The 20,794-nt window shown below is 67.9% G+C and carries 19 protein-coding genes; 7 read left to right on the top strand and 12 right to left on the bottom strand.

Annotated features, from left to right (window positions below; genetic code table 11):
- Positions 1–25: 25 nt before the first annotated feature.
- The 4 genes from Ga0080574_RS14870 to Ga0080574_RS14855 are packed head-to-tail and all read right to left on the bottom strand — an operon-like array spanning position 26 to position 4,884.
- Positions 26–1,471, bottom strand: a complete 1,446-nt coding sequence (locus Ga0080574_RS14870; RefSeq protein ID WP_076700985.1) for an aldehyde dehydrogenase family protein — start codon at positions 1,469–1,471, stop codon at positions 26–28.
- Positions 1,446–3,131 carry an ABC transporter ATP-binding protein gene (locus Ga0080574_RS14865; RefSeq protein ID WP_083716863.1) on the bottom strand — a complete coding sequence of 562 codons (1,686 nt, stop codon included), beginning with the start codon at positions 3,129–3,131 and terminating at the stop codon, positions 1,446–1,448. Before Ga0080574_RS14865 ends, Ga0080574_RS14870 begins: the two co-directional genes overlap by 26 nt.
- On the bottom strand, positions 3,128–3,943 hold the full coding sequence (locus tag Ga0080574_RS14860) for an ABC transporter permease (RefSeq protein WP_076700981.1): 816 nt from the start codon (positions 3,941–3,943) through the stop codon (positions 3,128–3,130). The genes Ga0080574_RS14865 and Ga0080574_RS14860 overlap by 4 nt, the downstream gene beginning before the upstream one ends.
- Positions 3,940–4,884 (bottom strand): ABC transporter permease, encoded by a 945-nt coding sequence (locus Ga0080574_RS14855; protein ID WP_076700977.1) that lies wholly within the window; start codon positions 4,882–4,884, stop codon positions 3,940–3,942. The genes Ga0080574_RS14860 and Ga0080574_RS14855 overlap by 4 nt, the downstream gene beginning before the upstream one ends.
- A 164-nt stretch (positions 4,885–5,048) precedes the next feature.
- Here Ga0080574_RS14855 and Ga0080574_RS14850 point away from each other — a divergent pair, with 164 nt between their 5' ends.
- Positions 5,049–6,188 carry an alpha-D-ribose 1-methylphosphonate 5-triphosphate diphosphatase gene (locus tag Ga0080574_RS14850; RefSeq protein WP_076700972.1) on the top strand — a complete coding sequence of 380 codons (1,140 nt, stop codon included), beginning with the start codon at positions 5,049–5,051 and terminating at the stop codon, positions 6,186–6,188.
- A 13-nt stretch (positions 6,189–6,201) separates the two neighbouring features.
- Here Ga0080574_RS14850 and Ga0080574_RS14845 read toward each other — a convergent pair whose 3' ends face one another.
- The 4 genes from Ga0080574_RS14845 to Ga0080574_RS14830 all read right to left on the bottom strand — a co-directional run bounded on the left by Ga0080574_RS14845 (position 6,202) and on the right by Ga0080574_RS14830 (position 10,447).
- Positions 6,202–7,272: a 5-(carboxyamino)imidazole ribonucleotide synthase gene (locus tag Ga0080574_RS14845; RefSeq protein ID WP_076700968.1), complete on the bottom strand. Its 1,071-nt coding sequence runs from the start codon at positions 7,270–7,272 to the stop codon at positions 6,202–6,204.
- A gap of 62 nt (positions 7,273–7,334) precedes the next feature.
- Positions 7,335–7,829: a 5-(carboxyamino)imidazole ribonucleotide mutase gene (gene purE, locus Ga0080574_RS14840; RefSeq protein WP_076700963.1), complete on the bottom strand. Its 495-nt coding sequence runs from the start codon at positions 7,827–7,829 to the stop codon at positions 7,335–7,337.
- Between the two features lie 86 nt (positions 7,830–7,915).
- Positions 7,916–8,776, bottom strand: coding sequence for a glutathione-dependent disulfide-bond oxidoreductase (yghU, locus tag Ga0080574_RS14835; protein WP_076700958.1), 861 nt, complete (start codon positions 8,774–8,776; stop codon positions 7,916–7,918).
- A 201-nt stretch (positions 8,777–8,977) separates the two neighbouring features.
- A complete protein-coding gene (locus Ga0080574_RS14830; protein ID WP_076700953.1) occupies positions 8,978–10,447 on the bottom strand; it encodes a DegQ family serine endoprotease in 1,470 nt (489 codons plus the stop codon).
- A gap of 521 nt (positions 10,448–10,968) precedes the next feature.
- On the opposite strand from Ga0080574_RS14830, the gene Ga0080574_RS14825 reads away from it, so the two are divergent.
- The 3 genes from Ga0080574_RS14825 (at position 10,969) to Ga0080574_RS14815 (ending at position 13,487) form a co-directional block, all read left to right on the top strand.
- Positions 10,969–11,595: a TetR/AcrR family transcriptional regulator gene (locus tag Ga0080574_RS14825; RefSeq protein ID WP_076700948.1), complete on the top strand. Its 627-nt coding sequence runs from the start codon at positions 10,969–10,971 to the stop codon at positions 11,593–11,595.
- Positions 11,596–11,616: 21 nt separating this feature from the next.
- Positions 11,617–12,468 carry a DUF6920 family protein gene (locus Ga0080574_RS14820; RefSeq protein ID WP_076700943.1) on the top strand — a complete coding sequence of 284 codons (852 nt, stop codon included), beginning with the start codon at positions 11,617–11,619 and terminating at the stop codon, positions 12,466–12,468.
- A 125-nt stretch (positions 12,469–12,593) separates the two neighbouring features.
- Positions 12,594–13,487, top strand: a complete 894-nt coding sequence (locus Ga0080574_RS14815) for an SHOCT domain-containing protein (protein WP_076700938.1) — start codon at positions 12,594–12,596, stop codon at positions 13,485–13,487.
- A gap of 6 nt (positions 13,488–13,493) precedes the next feature.
- Here Ga0080574_RS14815 and Ga0080574_RS14810 read toward each other — a convergent pair whose 3' ends face one another.
- Positions 13,494–13,925: a CBS domain-containing protein gene (locus tag Ga0080574_RS14810; RefSeq protein ID WP_076700933.1), complete on the bottom strand. Its 432-nt coding sequence runs from the start codon at positions 13,923–13,925 to the stop codon at positions 13,494–13,496.
- 151 nt (positions 13,926–14,076) lie between these two features.
- Between Ga0080574_RS14810 and Ga0080574_RS14805 the strand changes: the two genes are divergently transcribed.
- From Ga0080574_RS14805 to Ga0080574_RS14795, 3 genes are all read left to right on the top strand, one after another.
- Positions 14,077–16,500 (top strand): ligase-associated DNA damage response DEXH box helicase, encoded by a 2,424-nt coding sequence (locus tag Ga0080574_RS14805; RefSeq protein WP_076706004.1) that lies wholly within the window; start codon positions 14,077–14,079, stop codon positions 16,498–16,500.
- 90 nt (positions 16,501–16,590) lie between these two features.
- Positions 16,591–17,256, top strand: a complete 666-nt coding sequence (pdeM, locus tag Ga0080574_RS14800; protein WP_076700929.1) for a ligase-associated DNA damage response endonuclease PdeM — start codon at positions 16,591–16,593, stop codon at positions 17,254–17,256.
- 39 nt (positions 17,257–17,295) lie between these two features.
- Positions 17,296–17,703 (top strand): PaaI family thioesterase, encoded by a 408-nt coding sequence (locus Ga0080574_RS14795; protein WP_076700925.1) that lies wholly within the window; start codon positions 17,296–17,298, stop codon positions 17,701–17,703.
- Positions 17,704–17,755: 52 nt separating this feature from the next.
- On the opposite strand, the gene folD is transcribed toward Ga0080574_RS14795, so the two are convergent.
- The 3 genes from folD to Ga0080574_RS14780 form a co-directional block, all read right to left on the bottom strand.
- Positions 17,756–18,658 carry a bifunctional methylenetetrahydrofolate dehydrogenase/methenyltetrahydrofolate cyclohydrolase FolD gene (gene folD, locus Ga0080574_RS14790; RefSeq protein ID WP_076700921.1) on the bottom strand — a complete coding sequence of 301 codons (903 nt, stop codon included), beginning with the start codon at positions 18,656–18,658 and terminating at the stop codon, positions 17,756–17,758.
- Positions 18,659–18,669: 11 nt separating this feature from the next.
- The gene (locus tag Ga0080574_RS14785; protein ID WP_076700916.1) at positions 18,670–18,966 is read right to left on the bottom strand and encodes a chorismate mutase; all 297 of its coding nucleotides are present in this window, start codon (positions 18,964–18,966) and stop codon (positions 18,670–18,672) included.
- A gap of 129 nt (positions 18,967–19,095) precedes the next feature.
- Positions 19,096–20,772, bottom strand: a complete 1,677-nt coding sequence (locus Ga0080574_RS14780) for a formate--tetrahydrofolate ligase (RefSeq protein WP_076700911.1) — start codon at positions 20,770–20,772, stop codon at positions 19,096–19,098.
- Positions 20,773–20,794 lie beyond the last annotated feature (22 nt).

Here is a 20,794-nt window from a genome sequence, read left to right as displayed (position 1 = left end):
GTCGTTCTCCTCCCTCGATCCCTGCCTAACCGTGCCGCGCCGCCACCGTCTTCAGCACCGAAAACCCGTAGAGCGCCTCGAACCCCTTCTCGCGCCCGTGGCCGGATTTCCCGACGCCGCCAAAGGGCAGCTCCACCCCGCCTCCGGCGCCGTAATTGTTGAGAAATACCTGCCCCGCGCGCAGTTTCTTCGCCAGCCGCATCTGCCGCGCGCCGTCACGGGTCCAGACGCTGGCCACCAGCCCGTAATCGGTGCCGTTGGCGATGCGCAGGGCCTCCTCCTCGGTCTCGAAGGGCACGATCACCTGCACCGGGCCGAACACCTCGTCCTGCGCCAGCACATGCTCCGGCGGCACCGGACCGAAGAGGCAGGGCTGCACGTAATGCCCGCCCTCCGGCAGATCCTCCGCCAGCGCTGCCCGCGCCAGCAGCGGCAGGTCGGCGCCGGTCGCCAGAAACTCCTCGACCCGCGCCTTCTGCGCCGCGCTGATCAGCGGGCCGACATCGGGATCCGCCATCGCCGGGCCGACCCGCTTGGCCGCATAGGCCTCGGCCATGCGCGCGCAGACCTCGTCCAGCAACGCGCGCTGAACCAGAATGCGCGAGGAGGCAGAGCAGGTCTGCCCGGCATTCTGCAAGCCGGCATTGACCAGAAACGGCAGCGCCTCGTCGAGATCGGCATCGGCGAACACCAGTTGCGGCGACTTGCCCCCCAGCTCCAGCGTTACCGGCACCACATTGGCGCCCGCCGCCTGCTGCACCGCCGCGCCGGTGCCGACCGAGCCGGTAAAGCTCACATGGTCGATGCCCCTGTGCCCCGCCAGCGCCGCGCCGGCCTCGGCACCGAGCCCCGGCACCACGTTCAGCGCACCGGCGGGCAGGCCCGCCTCCTGCGCCAGCTCGGCAAAGGCCAGCGCCGTGAGGCAGGCGTCTTCGGCGGGTTTCAGCACGCAGGCATTGCCCATGGTCAGCGCCGCGCCGACCGAGCGCCCGATGATCTGCATCGGATAGTTCCAGGGCACGATATGGCCGGTCACCCCATGCGGCTCGCGCAGCGTGTAAACGGTGTAGCCGTCGAGATAGGGGATCGTCGTGCCATGCACCTTGTCCGCCGCCCCGCCATAGAACTCGCAATAGCGCGCCAGCGCCAGCGCATCGGCGCGGGCCTGGCTCAGCGGCTTGCCCACATCCATCGCTTCGAGTTCCGCCAGCGCCTCGGCATGCTCCAGCACCAGACCGGAAAGCCGCGTCAGGAGGCGCCCGCGCTCCAGCGCGCTCATCCGTCCCCAATCGCCCTCCAGCGCCGCCCGCGCCGCGGCCACAGCGTCATCGACATCCGCCGCCGTGGCGCGCGCGATGCGTCCGATCTCCTCTCCCGTCGACGGGTCGCTCAGCGGCAGCGTCTCGGCGCTGTCGCGCCATACCCCGCCGATCAGCATCCGGGCGCTATCGCGCCTCAGGCTGTCCAGCATCGCTCTCTCCTCCTCCCGGTGGCTGCGGCAGGCTCGGCGCCGCGGCCAATAGGGATTTGGTATAGAAATGCCCGGGTCTGTCAAACACCGCCTCGGTCGGCCCCTGCTCGACAATCTCGCCCGCGCGCATGACAAGCACCCGGTCGGTGATGCCGCGCACCACGCTCAGATCGTGCGAGATGAAGAGATAGGTCAGCCCGTATTGCCGCGAGAGGCCGGCGATCAGATCGAGGATCTGCGCCCGCACCCGCACATCCAGCGCCGAGACCGCCTCGTCGAAGATCACCAGCTCGGGCCGGATGATCAGCGCCCGCGCGATGGCGATGCGCTGGCGCTGGCCGCCGGAAAAGGCGTGGATATAGCTCTCCGCGTGCTCGGGTTGCAGCCCGACGGCGGTGAGCGCCTCGGCGATGGCGTGTTCGCGGGCGGCGCCCTTTGGCGGATCGGGCAGCAGGTGAAACGGCTCGGCGATCAGCCGGCCCACCTTGTGGCGCGGATTGAAGGAGCCATAGGGATCCTGAAACACCACCTGCACGCGGCGGCGCACCGCCGGGTCCGGGCGACCCCGCGAATAGACCGGCATGCCGTCGAGCGTGATCTCCCCCGCCTGCACCGGTTCCAGCCCGAGGATCGCGCGGGCCAGCGTGGATTTCCCGCAGCCCGACTCGCCCACAAGCCCGACGCGCTCGCCGCGCCGGATCTCGAAACTGACGCCGTTCACCGCGATGAGCCCCGGTGCCGGGGCGAAGAGCGCCCGCCGCCCGGGATAGCGGCGCGTGACCTCATCCACGCGCAACAGCGGCGCCTCCGCCCGCGCTCCGGGCAGATCGGCCCGGTGCCGCGAGGCCTCAAAAAGCTGGCGGGTATAGGGGTGACGCATCTCCCGGAACAGCGCCCGCGTCTCTCCCTGTTCCACAATCCGTCCCGCTTTCATCACCGCGATCCGGTCGGCCATTTCCGAGACCACCGCGAGATCATGGGTGATCATCATCAGCCCCATGCCCTCCTCGCGCACCAGATCGCGCAGCAGATCGAGAATCTGCGCCTGCGTCGTCACATCGAGCGCCGTGGTCGGCTCGTCGGCGATCAGCAGGCGCGGGCGCAAGGCGATGGCCATGGCGATCACCACCCGCTGACGCTGCCCGCCCGAGAGCTCATGCGGAAAGCGCGAGGGCGGCACCCGCTCTGCCAGCAACCCGACCCGCGCCAGCACCTCCGCCGCGCGGGCACGGGCGGCGGCGCGTGGCATTGCCTTGTGCACAAGGATGGTCTCGGCCACCTGATCGCCGATCCGCATCACCGGGTTGAGCGCGGTCATCGGCTCCTGAAAGATCATGCCGATCTCGCGCCCGCGCAGCGCGCAAAGCCGCGCTTCGGATAGGCCCAGCAGATCGGCCCCGGCCAGCCGCAGCGCGCCCCGGGTCTCGGCGGCAGGCGGCAGGAGCCCGATGGTGGCGAGCGCGGTCATCGACTTGCCCGAGCCGCTCTCGCCGGTCAGCGCGACGATCTCGCCCGGCGCGATCTCCAGCGAGATATCGTTGAGGATCTGCCTGCCATGGATATGCAGCGACAGGCGGTCGATTTCGAGCAGGTGGGGCGCTGCCCCGTCGCGGCCCTGCCGCGACTCCCCGGGATATTTGGAGCCAATGGAAACACTCATGCGCGCACCACCCGCAGGCGGGGATCAAGCCGGTCGCGCAGCCCGTCGCCCAGAAGGTTCAGCCCCAGCACCATGAGCACGATGGCGAGCCCCGGCAGGATCGCCACATGCGGCGCCAGCGCCACCATGGTCTGCGCATCGGCCAGCATCCGCCCCCAGGAGGGCAGCGGCGGCTGCGCGCCGAGACCCACATAGGAGAGCCCCGCCTCGGCGAGGATGCCCAGCGAGAACTGGATGGTGCCCTGCACGATCAGCAGGTTGGCGATATTCGGCAGGATATGCTCGGCGCTGATGCGCGGCGCGGATTTGCCCGCCACCCGCGCCGCCATGACGAATTCGCGCTTCCAGAGCGGCAGCGCCGCACCGCGCGCCAGACGGGCGAAGACGGGGATGTTGAAAATGCCGATGGCGATGATCGCGTTGGTGGCGCCGGGGCCGAAGATCGCGGTGATCAGGATCGCGATGACAAGGCTCGGGAAAGCGAAGATCAGGTCGTTGCCGCGCATGATGACCTCGTCGAGCCAGCCGCCCCTGCGCGCCGCCGCCGCCAGGCCCAGCGGCACCCCTGCCCCCATGCCGATGCCCACCGCCACCAGCGCCACGGCGATGGAGGTGCGCGCGCCGACCATGATCATCGACAGGATATCGCGACCGAAATGATCGGTGCCCAGCCAATGCGCCGCCGAGGGCGGTTGCAGCCGCTCGGCGATCACCAGCGCGCCGGTGTCGTAAGGGGTCCAGAGGAAGGAGAGCAGCGCCGCGCCCGCGAAGAGCGCGGTGAGCAGCGTGCCGAGGATCAGGTTGCGGCTCATCGCGCCGCCCTCAGCCGGGGGTCGGCGGCGGCATAGGCGAGATCTGTGAGGAAATTCACCGAGATCACCGCAAAGACCAGCAGCATCACCACCGATTCCACCACGATCAGGTCGCGCTGGGTGATGGCCTGAAAGATCAGCCGCCCGAGCCCCGGCAGAAAGAACACCTGTTCGATGATGATCGCGCCGGCGAGCAGGAAGGAGAATTGCAGACCGAGGATCGTCAGCACCGGGATCAGCGCGTTGCGCACCCCGTGGCGCCAGAGCGCCTGGCGGCGCGACAGCCCCTTGGCCCGCGCGGTGCGGATGAAATCCTCGTGCAGGATATCGATCAGCGAGGAGCGCATGACCCGCGCCAGGATCGCCGCCTGCGGCAGCGCCAGTGCCACCGCCGGCAGGGTCAGCGCCTTGAGCGCGGCCAGCGGCGCCTCCCAGCCGGGAAAGCCGCCGGCGCTGAACCAGCGCAGTTTCAGCGCAAAGAGCAGCACCAGCAGCATGGCGAACCAGAAATTCGGCACCGCGATGCCGAGCTGCGTCGCCCCCATCACGCCGATATCGCCCGCCCGCCCGCGCCGTGCGGCGGCATAGATCCCCGCCGGGAAGGCGATCAGCGTCGCGAGCGTCAGCGCGTAGAGCGCCAGCGGCAGCGACACCCAGAGCCGTTCCGTCACCATCTGCGCCACCGGCGCGCGATAGGTATAGGAGGTGCCGAAATCGCCCTGGAGCATGCCGCCGATCCACGCCAGGTAACGCTCCCATTTCGGCAGGTCGAGCCCGAGCTCCGTGCGCAGCGCCGCCACCGTATCGGGGCGCGCATTGATGCCTAGCATATAGCTCGCCGGATCGCCCGGCGCGACCTCGACCACCAGAAAGATGACCAGCGAGGCAACCGCGAGGCTGACAGCGAGAATGGCCAGTCGTTTCAGCGCATAAGAGAGCATGGGGCGAGCCTATGCGGCAGCGCGGCGCGGGTCCAGCGGGATCGCCGGCGCAGGCACCACGGCGGTGGGACGGCGTTTTGCGGCTTTCGCCGGATCGCCGAAGCCCGTATCCCGCTCTCCATGCACCCGATCGCCGCCCCCTCCCTGTCTGCAAGAGCCCCCACATGATCGCTTTGTGTTTCGAAAACGCCCGCGTGCTGCGGCCCGGTGGCTGGGACGCGGCGCCGCTCGCCATCGCGGGCGGCAAGATTGTCGATGAGTTGGGCGTGCGGCGGGTGGATCTGACGGGCTATGACATTCTGCCCGGCATCGTCGACGCCCATGGCGACGGGTTCGAGCGGCACATGGCACCGCGCCGCGGGGCGCTGCGGGAGAGGGCGTCCGGGGTGGCGGCCTGCGCGGCGGAGCTTGCGGCCAATGGCATCACCACGGCGATGCTGGCGCAGTTCTGGTCCTGGGAAGGCGGCATGCGCGGGCCGGAATTTGCCGAGGAGGTCTTTGCCTCGGTCGCCGAGGTGGCGCCCACGGTACCGATCGACCTGCGGCTGCAATTGCGGCTGGAGACGCATTTCCTCGACAGTTTCGACGCGGCGGAGGCGGCGATGGCGCGCTGGGGGATCGGCTATGTGGTGTTCAACGACCACCTGCCGCATGTCCGGCTCGCCGAGGGGCGCAAGCCGCCGCGCCTGACCGGGCAGGCGCTGAAATCCGGGCGCTCGCCCGAGGCGCATCTGGCGCTGATGCAGGCGCTGCATGCGCGCAGCGACGAGGTGCCCGAAGCGCTGGATGCGCTCTGCGCACGGCTGGCGGCGCGGGGCGTGCGCATGGGCAGCCATGACGACCGCAATGCGGACACCCGCGCGCTCTGGCGCGGGCGGGGCGCCCATGTGTCGGAGTTTCCGGAGACGCTGGAGGCGGCACGGGCAGCGAGAGAGGGCGGCGATTCGGTGGTGCTGGGCGCGCCCAACGTGGTGCGGGGGGCGAGCCATGCCGGCAATATCGCCGCGTCCGAGCTGATCGCGGCGGGGCTCTGCGACGCGCTGGCCTCGGATTACCACTACCCTGCCCCGGCCCGCGCCGCCTGGCGCTGCGTCGAGCTGGGCCTGCTCGACGAGGTCGCGGCCTGGCGGCTGGTGTCGGAGGGGCCGGCGCGGCTGCTGGGGCTGGAGGACCGGGGGCGGCTGGAGCCCGGGCTGCGCGCCGATCTGGTGGTGATGGAGCGCGAGACCCGGCGGATCGTGATGACCATGGCGGGCGGAGAGATGGCCTGGCTGTCGGGCGGGATCGCCGAACGGCTGATCTAGAGCGCGCGACGCCTCAGCCGCGCACGATCCGGTTCACATGGCCCATCTTGCGGCCCGGCTTCACCGCCTCCTTGCCGTAGAGATGGATTGCCGTATCCGCCTCGCCCGCAAGCTCGGGCAGCTTGTCGAGATCGTCGCCGATCAGGTTCTCCATCTGCACATCGGCATAGCGGCTGCCATCGCCCAGCGGCCAGTTGGCGACGGCGCGGATATGCTGCTCGAACTGGTCGATGGTGCAGCCGTTCTGCGTCCAGTGGCCGGAATTGTGCACACGCGGCGCGATCTCGTTCACCAGCAGGCCCTGCGGCGTCACGAAGAGCTCCACCCCCATGACGCCCACATAGTTCAGCGCATTCAGGATCTTGGCCGCCAGCAGCACCGCATCGGTGCGCTGCGCCGTGCTGAGCCGCGCGGGCACGGTGGTGGTGCGCAGGATGCCCTCGCGGTGGATATTCTCGCCGGGATCGTAGCAGGCGACGGCGCCGTCGGCGCTACGCGCGGCGATGACCGAGACCTCGTGCGTGAAGGTCACAAAGCCTTCGAGGATCGCCGGCGCACCGCGCATCTCCGCCAGCGCGGCAGCCGCCTCGTCGGAGCTCTGGATGCGCACCTGCCCCTTGCCGTCATAGCCGAAACGGCGGGTCTTGAGGATCGCCGGGGTGCCGATGATCTCCAGCGCCTGGGTCAGGCTTTTCGCGTCGGTGATATCGGCGAAAGGCGCGGTGGTGAGGCCGAGATCGGTGAGAAAGGTCTTTTCCGTCAGCCGGTCCTGGCTGACCCGCAGCGCCTCGCGCCCCGGGCGGATCGGGCAGAGCGCCTGAAGCGTGTCGAGCGCGTCCGTGGGGATGTTCTCGAACTCGTAGGTGATCACATCGACCGAGGCGGCAAAGGCCTCGAGCGCGGCCTTGTCGTCATAGGAGGCGGTGGTGACCCGATCCGCCACATGACCGGCGGGCGGCGCCATGCCCGGCTCGTAGACATGGCAGCGCAGGCCCAGACGGCTGGCCGCGACCGACAGCATGCGGCCGAGCTGGCCACCGCCGAGAATGCCGATGGTGGCGCCCTGAGGGAGTTGGTCGGTCATGATCTGCCTCCGGTCACGTATCTGCGGCGGTTCTGTCGCGAAACGGCGCCCGCCGCAAGCGCTCAGTCGCGCTGCGGCTCGTCGGGGATGGAGTCGGAGAGCGCCGCGCGCCAGGCATCGAGCCGGTCGGCGAGCGCGGAATCCTGAAGCGCGAGGATGCCCGCCGCCATCAGCCCGGCATTGGCCGCCCCGGCCCCGCCTATGGCCATGGTGCCGACGGGAAAGCCGCGCGGCATCTGCACGATGGAATAGAGGCTGTCGACGCCGGAAAGCGCCCGGGTCTGCACCGGCACGCCGATCACCGGCACGCGGGTTTTCGAAGCCATCATGCCCGGCAGATGCGCGGCCCCGCCGGCGCCGGCGATGATCACCTGAAGACCGCGCCCGGCAGCCTCCTTGCCATAGCTCCAGAGCCGGTCGGGCGTGCGGTGCGCCGAGACGATCCTGACCTCATAGGCCACGCCCAGCTCGTCCAGAATGTTCGCCGCTTCTTCCATGGTGGGCCAGTCCGACTGGCTGCCCATGATGATGCCGACCTTGACCGTCTCTTCCGCCATCGCATGCCCCCGCTTGTCACGAAACACGCACTATAGCGGCTGGCCGCCCCTTGTCCATCGGCAGGGGCGGCCAGGGCAGGCGGCGCTCAGCCTGCCAGCTTGTCCTGGGTGTTGGTGTCGAAATCCGAGGCGTCGTGACGCTCGTGCAGTTGCTCGGAAGGCTCTCCGACCACCCGGTTCACCATGCGGCCCCGGGCCACCGCGGGGCGCGCGTCGATCTCTTTCGCCCAGCGCTGGAGGTTCTTGTAGCTTTCCACATCGAGGAACTCGCCCGCCTCGTAGGAACGGCCCAGCGCCATATTGCCGTACCAGCACCAGATGGCGATATCGGCGATGGTGTAATCGTCGCCGGTCATATAGCGGCGCTCGGCCAGATTGCGGTCGAGCACGTCGAGCTGGCGCTTGGTCTCCATCGTGAAGCGGTCGATGGGATATTGCATCTTGTAGGGCGCATAGGCGTAGAAATGCCCGAAGCCGCCACCGACATAGGGCGCGCTGCCCATCTGCCAGAACAGCCAGGAGAGCATCTCCGGCCGGTCTTCGGGTTTGCCGAGGAAGGCGCCGAACTTCTCCGCCAGATGCAGCAGGATGGCGCCGGATTCGAACACCCGCACCGGCGCCGTGCCCGAGCGGTCCAGCAGCGCCGGGATCTTGGAGTTCGGGTTGATCCCGACAAAGCCCGAACCGAACTGATCGCCATCGCCGATACGGATCAGCCAGGCGTCGTATTCCGCCCCGGTATAGCCCGCCGCCAGCAGCTCTTCGAAGAGGATGGTCACCTTCTGCCCGTTGGGCGTGGCGAGGCTGTAGAGCTGGAACGGATGCTTGCCGACCGGCAGCTCCTTGTCATGGGTGGGCCCCGCGATGGGCCGGTTGATCGAGGCGAACTGGCCGCCGCTCTCCTGCTCCCAGGTCCAGACCCGGGGCGGGGTGTAATCTTCGCTCATGGCTGCGTTTCCCTATTTCTGTTCGCCCGATGAACCTAACTCCGGATTCCCGGATTGCCAGACACCGCGATATGCCGATTTGCGCAAATCGGCTGTTGCCAGGCGCACAGACAGACCGGAGGTCCATGGCCTGCCCCCAAGCGCAAAGAAAAAGGGCGGCCCCGCAGGCCCGCCCCCTTTTCATCCGGTGTGTCGGGCCGCTTACGGCTCCAGCGACAGCGCCACGAAGCGCGGATCGCCGCCCCGGCGCACCAGCAAGAGCAGCGACTTGCGCCCGGCGGCCTCGGCCTCTTCGATCTGGCCTTCCAGATCCGCGACCGTCAGAACCTGGACCTGGCCCGCCTCGGTGATCACGTCACCGGCACGCAGCCCCTTCTCGAAGGCCTCCGAGGTCTCGTCCACCGCCGTCACGGCAAGGCCCTTGGCGCTCACCGGCAGGTCCATCTCGTCGCGCAGCTCCTGCGTCAGCGGGCTCAGCGTGAGGCCGAGCAGCTCCATTTGCGAGGGCTCTTCCGGGGTCACCTCCTGCGAAGCGGGATAGGTGCGCTCCGCCTCTTCGCGGCGGCCCAGCGTCACCAGCAGCGTCTCGGTCTTGCCGTTGCGGTTCACCACAACGCGGACGGCCTTGCCAACTTCGGTGTTGCCGACGATGCGGACGAGCTGGCGGGTGTCCTCGATCTCGCGCCCGTCGAAGCTCACGATCACGTCGCCCGCTTCCATGCCGGCTTCCATCGCCGGGCCCTCGGGCACGTCGGAGACCAGCGCGCCCTTAGCCGAGGCGAGGCCCAGCGCTTCGGCGACATCGTCGGTCACGTCCTGAATGCGCACGCCCAGCCAGCCGCGGCGGGTCTCGCCATATTGCTTGAGCTGGTCGACCACCTTGGTCACCACGTTGGAGGCCATGGAGAAGCCGATGCCGATGGAACCGCCATTGGGCGACAGGATCGCGGTGTTCACGCCGATCACATCGCCGTTCATGTTGAAGAGCGGCCCGCCCGAGTTGCCACGGTTGATGGCGGCATCGGTCTGGATGTAATCGTCATAGGTGCCCGAGAGCGCCCGGTTGCGGGCGGAAACGATGCCGGCCGAGACCGAAAAGCCCTGGCCCAGCGGGTTGCCCATCGCCATCACCCAGTCGCCGACGCGGGCCTCGTCGCTATTGCCGAAATTGACGAATTTCAGCGGCTCTTCCGCTTCGACCTTGAGCAGGGCGATATCGGTGTTGCGGTCGGTGCCGACCAGTGTCGCGGGCAGGGTGAAGCCCTCGAAGAACTCGATCTCGATCTCGTCGGCGCCGTCGATGACGTGGTTGTTGGTGACGATATAGCCGTCTTCGGAAATCACGAAGCCCGAGCCCAGCGCCGAGGAGCGGCGAGGACGGTCGCCCTGCGGGCCGTTGCGATCCTGGAATTCGCGGAAGAAATCCTCGAAGGGCGAGCCTTCGGGCACGATGCCCTGCGGTCCGGTGCGCCCGGCCACCATGGTCGAGGTGGTGATGTTCACCACCGAGGGGCTGATGCGCTCGGCCAGATCGGCAAAGCTCTCGGGCACGCCGCGGGCCTGCGCCATCAGCGCCTGGGATACGATCAGGAACATCGACAGCGTCGCAAGCCAGAACAACCGGAGCGGCGTGGCGTTGTCGCGTGTCACAGCAAGTGCTTGGGGTTTCACCTGGGTCTCCTTCTTTGCGGCGGAGGGCCGCGCGTGAGGGCGCGTGCAGCTTCCTCAGCCTCCTCTGTAATAAGGCTAACATAGGACGCGCCGGGCGCCACCAAAGAAAAGGTTGCAAAGGATCAAGCCCATGTGAAACGCCGGTGAAGCTCCGAGAGCGGCCCTTCGGGCTGTCGGATCGCGTTGGACCGGGTCGCTGCTCCGATCAGAAAACAGCCCCGCAATCGGCGTCCCGAAACAGCGCTGATAGCGAGAATCATGTGTGGAAAAACAGGGATCAGGCGGGCAATGCAACGCGGTCGTGCCGACCCCGACCATGGGTTTTGCGCTCCGTCCGAATGGCCTGCCCGGGCGCATCTTCGGAAGAATACCATTCACATCAAGTCATTACGGATACGCCTCCACGCCGAGAGCGCACCGCCGTCCGGACCGGAAAGCGTCACGGCGGCACAAGAACAGCGCTTGACTATTTAATTTAATTTTATTAATTTAATGTCATTAAATTAATTCAGAGTATCCCCATGGCCCGTCCCCGCAAGACCCAGCAGATAGACATTCGCACCCGCGCCATCGCGGAAACCATCCGTCTGCTCGACGAAAAGGCGGCAACGGCGATCACGCTTTCCGAGGTGGCGACGGCGGTCGGATGCCGGGCGCCCGCGCTCTACACCCATTTCGCCAACAAGGACGCACTGCTGCGCGCCGTCCACGACGCCGGATTCCGCATGATGCTCGAGGAAAAGCTCGCCCTCGCCGCGCATCATGACGGCGATGCCTTTGCCCGGCTGCGCGAGGGCGGCCATGCCTATCTGCGCTTTGCCTTCGAACGGTCCGGTCTCTACCGGCTGATGTTCTCCCCTCCGCCTCTTGTCGTCACAGACGAAAGCCCATTCGCCACCGATGCCGGCGCCGCGTGCCTCGCCGCCCTGCGCGCCGCCGTACGCGGCTGTCAGGCCGAGGGCTATCTGCCCGCCGAAGACGATGCGCAGACGGCCTTCACACTCTGGTCGGCGGTCCATGGCGCGGCCTCGCTGGTCTTGCAGGACCGCGCGCCGGTCGCCGACCAGGCCGGCGCCCGCGCCGCCGCCATGGCGACCGTCGACATGCTTATGGGCTTTATCAGCGCCACCCGGCGCCCACTTTCCTGAGATCAACCGAAAGACACCGTCATGACCCGCCGTCCCCTGACCATTGCCGCCGCCCTCATCGCCCTGCCCGTGCTCGGCCTCGCCATCTGGATCGGCATCTCGACCCTGCTCACCGAGCGCGAGATCGCCGGTCGTGTCGCCTCGGTCCGCCAGATCGCCAAAGATTACGGCCCCGTTGCGGTCAAGGCCGACGCCTTCGCCGACCTGCCGGCGCCGGTTCAGCGCTATCTGCGCTTTGCCGTGCCCGAACTGTCCTCGCCCCACAGCTTCGTTCATATGGCCGAGCGCGGCGACTTCCGGCGCCCGCTGATGGAGGCGTTCGAGCCGACCCGCGCCTCGCAGAACATCGCCGTGGCGACACCCGCGCTGATGTTCGATGCCACCACGCCGATGATGAAAGTGCTCTGGGCCCGGCCCTATGATTACTTCGCCGAAGGCAAGATGGTGATGCGGGCAAAGATCGCCTCCACCCTCACCGTGGTGGACGAGCGCGAAAGCGAGGTGCTGAACCGTATCTCGCTGCGTCGCTGGCTGCTGGAAAGCCCGCTCTTCCCCATGGCGCTGCTGCCCGGCGGCCCGGTCAGCTGGGAACCCGTCGACGCGCACCACGCCCGCGCCACGGTATCGGGTTTCGGGCTCGAAGCCTCGATGGTCGCGCAATTCCGCGAGGATGGCAGCCTGGAGAGCTTCCTGGCCGAAGAGGACGGGGATCTGAACACGCCCTATCACGGGTCCGGCGAATATTCCTGGCGCGGCGACTATCGGGAGGTTCAGGGGATGATGATCCCGCACGGTTTCATCACCGCGCGCGCGGCGGGCGGCGAAACCTTTCCGTTCTGGCAGGGCGAGGTGACCGAGATCGCTTTCGAATAAGGCGCCGGGCGCGACGGGACCGCGAGGCATAGCCTCTCTCATCGACCGCGCCGCAGAACGCTATGGTCGCCTGGGCGCATAGATGGTAAGCCCGGCATATATCCCTTGTCGATTGGACCAGTCCCATGCCCGGCCTCACCCCCGAAGGCACCAAGCTCGTTTCCGAGATCGCCGCGCGCCACGGCGTGTCGACCGGCGCGGTGGAGACCCTGCTCTTTGCGCTGGTCGCCGGGAACGGCACGCAGGCGCAGTTCGATCACCCGGATCTCGGCGGCATGGGGCAGTGGTCGCAGGGCGGCATGACCATGGTCGGCAATATGTTCGACAATGCGCTGAAGGCACGAGTCGATGCGTTGTGCTCGGAACTCGCGGGCGTGCTGGCCAACCACCCGCCGCTGATCCACAGGCCTGCGGCCACGGGGATGCAGAGCCAGTCGCAATCGAGCGGCGGCGACAGCAGCCTGTTCCTGCCCGGCGGCGCCGGGGCCTCCGCCTGGCCCGCAGAGCTGGGCATGCCCTCCTCCACCGGCGCGCAGAACAATCTGCGCTACGCCTTCTTTCCCGAAACCCACCGGCTGGCCATAGACATCGCCGGTCGGATGGAGATCTTCGACACCGGCGATCACCGGATCTCTGGCGTGTCGCAGCAGCAAAGCGGCGATCAGTCCCTGACCTTCGTCAGCCAGTACGGGCTGGTCCGGCTCGCCGATCTGCCGAAGGTCGATCTGGGTGCGGCAGAGCCCGCACCCGAAACGCCCGCGCCGCAGCAGGCCGCGCCGGCGGCACCTGCCCCCGCCCCAGCCGATCCGGAGCCGCAGCCCGTGGCCGCGCCCGAACCGCCCGCCGCAGAGCCCCATGCAAAGGAGCCGGAGCCCGCAGCGCCGCAGGCAAAGACGACGGAAACGGATTCCGACGCGATCATCGCGCTGATCCGCAAACTCGCCGATCTTCGCGAGGGCGGCATTCTCACCGATGCGGAATTCGAGGCGAAAAAGCAGGAACTGCTTTCCCGCCTCTGAGCTGCGTCAGCCCACCAGCACGCTGCGGCGGCTGTCGCGGAAGCGCTCCACCATCAGCCGGTACTCCGTCGGGATATCACGCATCGAAACCATGCCCACGGGCACACCCTCGGCGGTGACCACGGGCAGGTGACGAAAGCCGCCCTCACTCATGCGCGTCTGCGCCTCGGCCAGACTGTCGCGACGCCGCACGGTGACGGGATCGGTCGTCATGATCTCTTCCACCCGCGTCTCGGACACCGGGCGCCGGGCCGACACGCAGCGGCGCAGCACATCCCGTTCGCTGACGATACCGACAAGCCTGCCGTCGCGCAGAACGGCGAGCGCGCCGATATTGCGCCGCGCCATGAGGCTGCACGCGGCCTCGACGCTGTCTTCGGGGCCAATGGCGGACAGTTGCCGCCCCTGCAAAAACTGCTCTATCGACGTGATGGTCATAATGGTCTCCTAGAAAAATGAGGTCTGAAATGTCAGAGCTTCATCATAGCCGCGCGCCCGGATCGCGGCAGTCCGGGATTCCCGACTTCACCAGGCGAGATAGCAAAGAAGCATGTTTCGCTTTTGTTCCCGCCGTCCTATCTATCGGGGCATGACAGAGCTTCCCGCTTCCCTTCAGGGCTGGTTCGACCGGCGCGGCTGGCAGATCCACCCGCATCAGCGCGACATGCTGGACCGCGCCGATGCCCCCTGCCTGCTGCTCATCGCGCCCACCGGCGGCGGCAAGACGCTGGCGGGGTTCCTGCCGACGCTGACGGAGCTCGCGGAGGCGCCGCGCGACGGGCTGCACACACTCTATATCTCGCCGCTGAAGGCGCTGGCCGCCGATATCCGGCGCAACCTGCTGATCCCCATCGAGGAGGCCGGGCTGCCGATCCGGGTCGAGGACCGCACCGGCGACACGCCGTCGAGCCGCAAGAAGCGCCAGCGTGCCGACCCGCCGCAGATCCTGCTGACCACGCCGGAATCGCTGGCGCTGCTCACCTCCTACGAAGACGCGCCGCGCATGTTTGCCGGGCTGCAACGGGTGGTGGTCGACGAGATCCACGCGCTGGCCGAAAGCAAGCGCGGCGACCAGCTCATGCTGGCGCTGGCGCGGCTGCAATCCATGTGCCCCGGGCTGCGACGGGTGGGGCTTTCGGCCACGGTCGAGGATCCGCAGGCCATCGCCACGCTGCTGGCGCGCCACCCCGATCCTTGCGAGATCCTTCAGGCCGATCCGGGGCCGGAGCCCGATATCTCCATGCTGGTCACCGAAGAGGCGCCGCCCTGGTCCGGCGGCGGCGCGGCCTATGCCATTCCCGCCGTGCTGGAAGAGGTCAAGCGCCACAGAACCACGCTCATCTTTCACAACACCCGCGCCCAGGCCGAGATCTTTTTCCACAAGCTCTGGCTCGCCAACGAGGACGCGCTGCCCATCGGCATCCATCACGGCTCGCTGGATCGCGGCCAGCGCGAAAAGGTCGAGGCGGCGATGGTGCGCGGCGATCTGCGTGCGATCGTCTGCACCGGCTCGCTGGATCTGGGCATCAACTGGGGCGACGTGGATCTGGTGATCCAGATCGGCGCGCCGAAAAACGTCAAGCGGCTGGTGCAGCGGATCGGGCGGGCCAATCACCGCTACAACGCACCGTCAAAGGCGCTGCTGGTGCCCGCCAACCGCTTTGAGGTGGTGGAATGCCGTGCCGCATTGGAGGCGGTGCGCGACCGCGATCTCGATGGCGAAACGCGCGGGCGCGGGCCGCGCGACGTGCTCTGCCAGCATATTCTCATTGCCGCCTGCGCCGGGCCGTTCGAGGCGGACGCGCTTTATGCCGAGATGATCACGGCGGGCGCCTATGCCGATCTGACGCGGGAGGAGTTCGACGCCTGTCTCGATTTCTGCGCCACCGGGGGTTATGCGCTGCGCGCCTATGACCGCTGGCAACGCCTCTTGCAGCGCCCGGACGGGCTCTGGCAGCTGCGCGACCCGCGCTCGGCGACGCGCATCCGGCAGAATCTCGGCACGATCCAGGACACCGATACGCTCAAGGTGAAATGGCGCGGCCGCGGCGGCGCCCCGCTGGGCGAGATCGAGGAGGGTTTTGCCGCCTCGCTCACCAGAGGCGACACCTTCCTGATCGGCGGGCAGATCGTGCGCTATGAGGGGCTGCGTGAGCTGGTGGTCGAGGTCACCCGCGACGCCGCCCGCAAGCCAAAGATCGCTACCTTCATGGGCTCCAAATTCTCCACCTCCACCCAGCTTTCCGCGCGCATCGTCGAGATGTTCCAGCAGCAGACCTGGCCGGAGCTGCCGCCGCATACCGCCGATTGGCTGCGGCTCCAGCGCGAGGTCTCGCGCCTGCCCGAGCCCGGGCGGCTGCTGATCGAAAGCTTTCCGCATGACGGGCGCGAGCAGCTCGTGGTCTACGGTTTTGCCGGGCGCAACGCGATGCAGACGCTGGGGCTCTTGCTGACCAAGCGCATGGAGGAGGAGGGGCTGGCGCCGATGGGCTTTGTCTCCTCCGATTACGCCGTGCTGATCTGGGGGCTCGACGCGGTGACCGACCCGGCGCCGCTCTTCGATCTGGAGCGGCTGGAGGCGGGGCTGGAGACCTGGCTGGCGGGCAACGCGGTGATGAAGCGCACCTTCCGCGCCTCGGCCACCATCGCCGGGCTGATCGAGCGCAACACCGCCGGGCAGCGCAAGAGCGGTCGGCAGGCCACCATGTCGTCGGATATCCTTTACGACACGCTGGTGAAATACGACCCACGCCATCTGCTCTTGCGGATCACCCGCGAAGAGGCGATGCGCGGGCTGGTGGATTTCGCCCGCATCCGCGAGATGTGCCAGCGGGTGGGCGAGCGGATCGACCTCGTCCGGCTGGAGCGCGTCTCGCCGCTCTCGGCGCCGCTGTTCCTGGAGCCCGGGCGGGTGCCCATCGCGGGCTCGGCGGATGAGCGGCTGATACAGGAGGAGATCACGGCGCTTCTGGACGAATCGGGGCTGGCGCAGATCGGGGCGGGGCATGGCTGAGCGGTGTGATATTTGCCCGGCGCTGTGCCCTTTGGCGGGTGGAGCGACGTGAGTATTTATCGGAAAGATGAAAGAGCCGGGTCGGAGCAGATGACGGGGCTGGCATTCGGATTTCGGCGGGCAGAGCTGGTGGCGCTGGGGTCTGGCGGGCTTTACTGGCCAGAGCAGGCGTTGCTGGTGGTGTCGGATCTGCATTTCGGCAAATCGGCGCGGCTTTCGGCGGTGGGCGGCGCGGCGCTGCCGCCCTATGAGACGCGCGAGACGCTGCTGCGGCTGGAGGCGGATCTGGTGGCGACGGGCGCGCGCCGGGTGATCTGCCTCGGCGACAGTTTCGACGCGGAGGGCATCGCCGAGGCGCTGCCCGAGGAGGAGCGGCTGTGGATCGCGCGGCTGATGGCGGGGCGCGACTGGGTCTGGATCGAGGGCAATCACGATCCCGGCCCGGTGGATCTGGGCGGCACGCATCGCGCCGAGATGGTGCTCGGAGCGCTGGTGTTCCGCCATATCGCGGTGCCGGGGGCAGAGGGCGAGGTCTCGGGGCATTACCATCCCAAGGCGCGGCTGCGGCTGCGCGGGCGCAGCCTGTCACGGCCCTGTTTCCTGGTCGATCACGCGCGGCTGATCCTGCCCGCCTATGGCGCCTATACCGGCGGGCTGCGCAGCGATCACGCGGCGCTGAGGGCGCTGATGGCGCCGGAGGCGCGGGCGATCCTGACCGGGCCGCAGCCGGTTGCGATCCCGATGCCGCGCGGCTGAGGCTTGCCAGCGCCACGCGCCCGTGATCGAGTGCGTGTCATGGATCTCGACACACGGATAAGGGCCAGTTTCGCCCGTCAGAACATGATGATGACGCTGGGCGCGCGGCTGGTCTCGGTCGCGCCCGGCGCCGTCAGCATCGAGGCGGCGATCCGCCCCGATCTGCAACAGCAGCTGGGCTATGCCCATGCGGCGCTGGCCTTTGCCATCGGCGACAGCGCGGCGGGATATGCGGCGCTCTCGGTGATGCCGGAGGACAAGGAGGTCGTGACCTCGGAGATGAAGGTACACCTGCTGGCGCCCGCCGTGGGAGAGACGCTGATCGCCCGCGGGCGGGTGATCAAGCCGGGGCGGCGGCTGGTGATCGTCAGCGCCGATGTCTACGCGGTGAAGGACGGCAGGGAGACCCATGCCGCCCTGCTCACCGGCACCACCGTTCCCGTATAATGCCTGTGCCAACAAGGGGCGGTAGGGTGGGCAATCCTGCCCACCGCTGTGCTCAGGCGGTGAGACCTTCGGGCTCGGCGAGACCGTTGGCGCGGCAGCAGGCGGTGACCGTATTGGCCAGCAGGCAGGCGATGGTCATCGGCCCCACCCCACCCGGCACCGGGGTGATCGCGCCGGCCACCTCGGCGCAGCTGTCGTAGTCGCAATCGCCCACCAGACGGGTCTTGCCTTCGCCCTTCTCGGGCGCGTCGATGCGGTTGATGCCCACGTCGATCACCGTGGCGCCCGGCTTGATCCAGTCGCCCGGCACCATCTGCGGACGGCCCACCGCCGCCACCACGATATCGGCGCGGCGCACCACATCGGCGAGATCCTTCGTCCGCGAATGCGCGATGGTCACCGTGCAGCTTTCGCCCAGCAGGAGCTGCGCCATCGGCTTGCCGACGATGTTGCTGCGCCCGATCACCACCGCGTTCATGCCGGAAAGCGAGCCATGCACATCGCGCAGCATCATCAGACAGCCGAGCGGAGTGCAGGGCACCATGCTCTTCTGCCCCGTCCCCAGCAGGCCCACATTGGAGATGTGGAACCCGTCCACATCCTTGGCCGGGTCGATGGCATTGATCACCGCATCCGCGTTCATGTGATCGGGCAGCGGCAGCTGCACCAGGATGCCATGCACCGCAGGATCGGCATTGAGCTGCGCGACAAGCGCCAGTAGGTCGGCCTCGGGGGTGTCGGCCGGCAGCTTGTGCTCAAAGCTCTGCATGCCGCATTCCACGGTCTGCTTGCCCTTGTTGCGGACATAGACCTGGCTCGCGGGGTCCTCGCCCACCAGCACCACCGCAAGACCCGGCGTGATGCCGTTCTCTTCCTTCAGCCGCGCCACATGGGACGCCACCTTTTCCCGCACATTGGCCGCGAAGGCCTTGCCGTCGATGATCGTGGCCGTCATGGACCTCTCCTTCATTCCCGCCCGAGCGCGGTCTCTTCGCGCCGGATCGACCATTCCACCAGCTCCCGCCAGAGCGATTCCGCCAGCGCCGGGTCGTAGCCTTCGGCCTCGGCATGGGCCATCGCATTGGCGATCACCTCGTCCACCCGGTCGGCGATGCGCGCCGGCCAGCCGTTCTCCGCCTTGAGCTCTGCCGCCCGCGAGATCAGCCGCGCGCGGTGCCCCAGAAGCGCACTCAGAGCCTTGTCGGTCGCGTCGATTTCGGCGCGCAGCGCCGCCATGTCACCCAGATCCGCAGGGTTGCGCATTCTGTGTCTCCTTACCTGACCGCTCAGGCTCTCATGCCCGCCGGTGTATCAATGTTCAACGCCCCGAGAGCGCCGTTTGCGACCTTGCAGCGTGGAAATGCGTTCCGATGAGCGTTTCGGTGGCACCGATCAGAACAGACCCTCGATATCGCCCGCCGCATTGAGGCGGATCTTTTCGGCGGCGGGATGCCGGGGCAGGCCCGGCATGGTCATGATCTCGCCGCAGATCGCCACGACGAATCCCGCCCCGGCCGAGAGCCGGACCTCGCGCACCGGCACCACATGGCCCTCGGGCGCGCCGCGCAGATTGGGATCGGTGGAAAAGGAATATTGCGTCTTGGCCATGCAGACCGGCAGGTGACCATAGCCCTGCGCCTCCCACTGGTGTAGCTGCTCGCGGATGCGGGTGTCGGCGGTCGCCTCATGGGCGTGATAGATCCGCTCGGCGACGGTCTCGATCTTCTGCCAGAGCGGCATCTCGTCGGGATAGAGCGGCGCGAACTGCGCGGCACCGCCATCGGCGATCTCGGCGACGCGGGTGGCCAGCGCCTCGGTGCCCGCCGAGCCCTTGGCCCAGTGGGTGCAGAGATGCGCCTCGGCGCCCTGCCCCGCCACATAGTCCTGCACCGCCGCGATCTCGGCCTCGGTATCGCCGGTGAAATGGTTGATCGCCACCACCACCGGCACGCCAAAGCCCTTGAGGTTGTGGATATGGCGCCCGAGATTGGCGCAGCCCCTGGTGACCGCCTCAACATTCTCGGCGCCGAGATCGTCCTTGCCGACACCGCCGTTCATCTTGAGCGCCCGCACCGTTGCCACCAGCACCACGCAATCGGGCGAAAGCCCGGCCTTGCGGCACTTGATGTCAAAGAACTTCTCCGCCCCCAGATCGGCGCCGAAGCCTGCCTCGGTCACCACGTAATCGGCCAGTTTCAGCGCCGTCTTGGTGGCGATGACCGAGTTGCAGCCATGGGCGATATTGGCGAAGGGCCCGCCATGCACAAAGGCCGGCGTATGCTCCAGCGTCTGCACGAGGTTGGGCATCATCGCGTCCTTGAGCAGCACCGTCATCGCCCCGTCGGCGCCGATGTCGCGGGCAAAGACCGGCGAGTGATCCCGCCTGTAGGCGACGATCATGTCGCCCAGCCGGCGCTCCAGATCGGCCAGATCCTCGGCCAGGCAGAGGATCGCCATGACCTCGGAGGCGACGGTGATGTCGAAACCGGTCTCGCGCGGGAAGCCGTTGCTGACCCCGCCCAGCGAGGTCACGGTATCGCGCAGGGCGCGGTCGTTCATGTCGAGCACCCGGCGCCAGACCACGCGGCGCAGGTCGATCTCCTGCTCGTTGCCCCAGTAGATATGGTTGTCGATCATCGCCGCCAGCAGGTTGTGGGCGCTGGTGATGGCGTGGAAATCGCCGGTGAAATGCAGGTTCATCTCTTCCATCGGCACGATCTGCGCATGGCCGCCACCCGCGGCCCCGCCCTTCATGCCGAAATTCGGGCCGAGCGAGGCCTCGCGGATGCAGATCGCCGCCTTCTTGCCGATGCGCGACAGCCCGTCGCCGAGCCCGACCGTGGTGGTCGTCTTGCCTTCGCCCGCCGGGGTCGGGTTGATCGCGGTCACCAGGATCAGCCGGCCATTCGGGCGGTCGGAGAGGCCGGAGATAAAGCGCTGGTCGACCTTCGCCTTGTCGTGACCATAGGGCAGCAGGTGGTCCGGGCCGATATCCAGCTTGGCGCCGATCTCCTGAATGGGCCGTTTGCTGGCTTCGCGGGCGATCTCGATATCCGGTTTGACAGCCACGGGGCACCTCCTGCTTCAGTCC

The sequence above is a fragment of the Salipiger abyssi genome, from assembly GCF_001975705.1.
Classification (GTDB): Bacteria; Pseudomonadota; Alphaproteobacteria; order Rhodobacterales; family Rhodobacteraceae; genus Salipiger; species Salipiger abyssi.
The sequence above is the reverse complement of the archived record's forward strand: the minus strand, read 5'-3'. Positions and strand labels throughout refer to the sequence as shown.

What these genes read in the sequence shown, in the direction of transcription:
- Ga0080574_RS14820 (WP_076700943.1), top strand. Translation starts at nt 11,617, where the DNA reads ATGACCCGCCGTCCCCTGACCATTGCCGCCGCCCTCATCGCCCTGCCC.
- Ga0080574_RS14860 (WP_076700981.1), bottom strand. Translation starts at nt 3,943, where the DNA reads ATGAGCCGCAACCTGATCCTCGGCACGCTGCTCACCGCGCTCTTCGCG.
- Ga0080574_RS14865 (WP_083716863.1), bottom strand. Translation starts at nt 3,131, where the DNA reads ATGAGTGTTTCCATTGGCTCCAAATATCCCGGGGAGTCGCGGCAGGGC.
- purE (WP_076700963.1), bottom strand. Translation starts at nt 7,829, where the DNA reads ATGGCGGAAGAGACGGTCAAGGTCGGCATCATCATGGGCAGCCAGTCG.
- Ga0080574_RS14815 (WP_076700938.1), top strand. Translation starts at nt 12,594, where the DNA reads ATGCCCGGCCTCACCCCCGAAGGCACCAAGCTCGTTTCCGAGATCGCC.
- Ga0080574_RS14870 (WP_076700985.1), bottom strand. Translation starts at nt 1,471, where the DNA reads ATGCTGGACAGCCTGAGGCGCGATAGCGCCCGGATGCTGATCGGCGGG.
- Ga0080574_RS14850 (WP_076700972.1), top strand. Translation starts at nt 5,049, where the DNA reads ATGATCGCTTTGTGTTTCGAAAACGCCCGCGTGCTGCGGCCCGGTGGC.
- Ga0080574_RS14845 (WP_076700968.1), bottom strand. Translation starts at nt 7,272, where the DNA reads ATGACCGACCAACTCCCTCAGGGCGCCACCATCGGCATTCTCGGCGGT.
- Ga0080574_RS14825 (WP_076700948.1), top strand. Translation starts at nt 10,969, where the DNA reads ATGGCCCGTCCCCGCAAGACCCAGCAGATAGACATTCGCACCCGCGCC.
- yghU (WP_076700958.1), bottom strand. Translation starts at nt 8,776, where the DNA reads ATGAGCGAAGATTACACCCCGCCCCGGGTCTGGACCTGGGAGCAGGAG.
- Ga0080574_RS14805 (WP_076706004.1), top strand. Translation starts at nt 14,077, where the DNA reads ATGACAGAGCTTCCCGCTTCCCTTCAGGGCTGGTTCGACCGGCGCGGC.
- folD (WP_076700921.1), bottom strand. Translation starts at nt 18,658, where the DNA reads ATGACGGCCACGATCATCGACGGCAAGGCCTTCGCGGCCAATGTGCGG.
- Ga0080574_RS14855 (WP_076700977.1), bottom strand. Translation starts at nt 4,884, where the DNA reads ATGCTCTCTTATGCGCTGAAACGACTGGCCATTCTCGCTGTCAGCCTC.
- pdeM (WP_076700929.1), top strand. Translation starts at nt 16,591, where the DNA reads ATGACGGGGCTGGCATTCGGATTTCGGCGGGCAGAGCTGGTGGCGCTG.
- Ga0080574_RS14810 (WP_076700933.1), bottom strand. Translation starts at nt 13,925, where the DNA reads ATGACCATCACGTCGATAGAGCAGTTTTTGCAGGGGCGGCAACTGTCC.
- Ga0080574_RS14795 (WP_076700925.1), top strand. Translation starts at nt 17,296, where the DNA reads ATGGATCTCGACACACGGATAAGGGCCAGTTTCGCCCGTCAGAACATG.
- Ga0080574_RS14785 (WP_076700916.1), bottom strand. Translation starts at nt 18,966, where the DNA reads ATGCGCAACCCTGCGGATCTGGGTGACATGGCGGCGCTGCGCGCCGAA.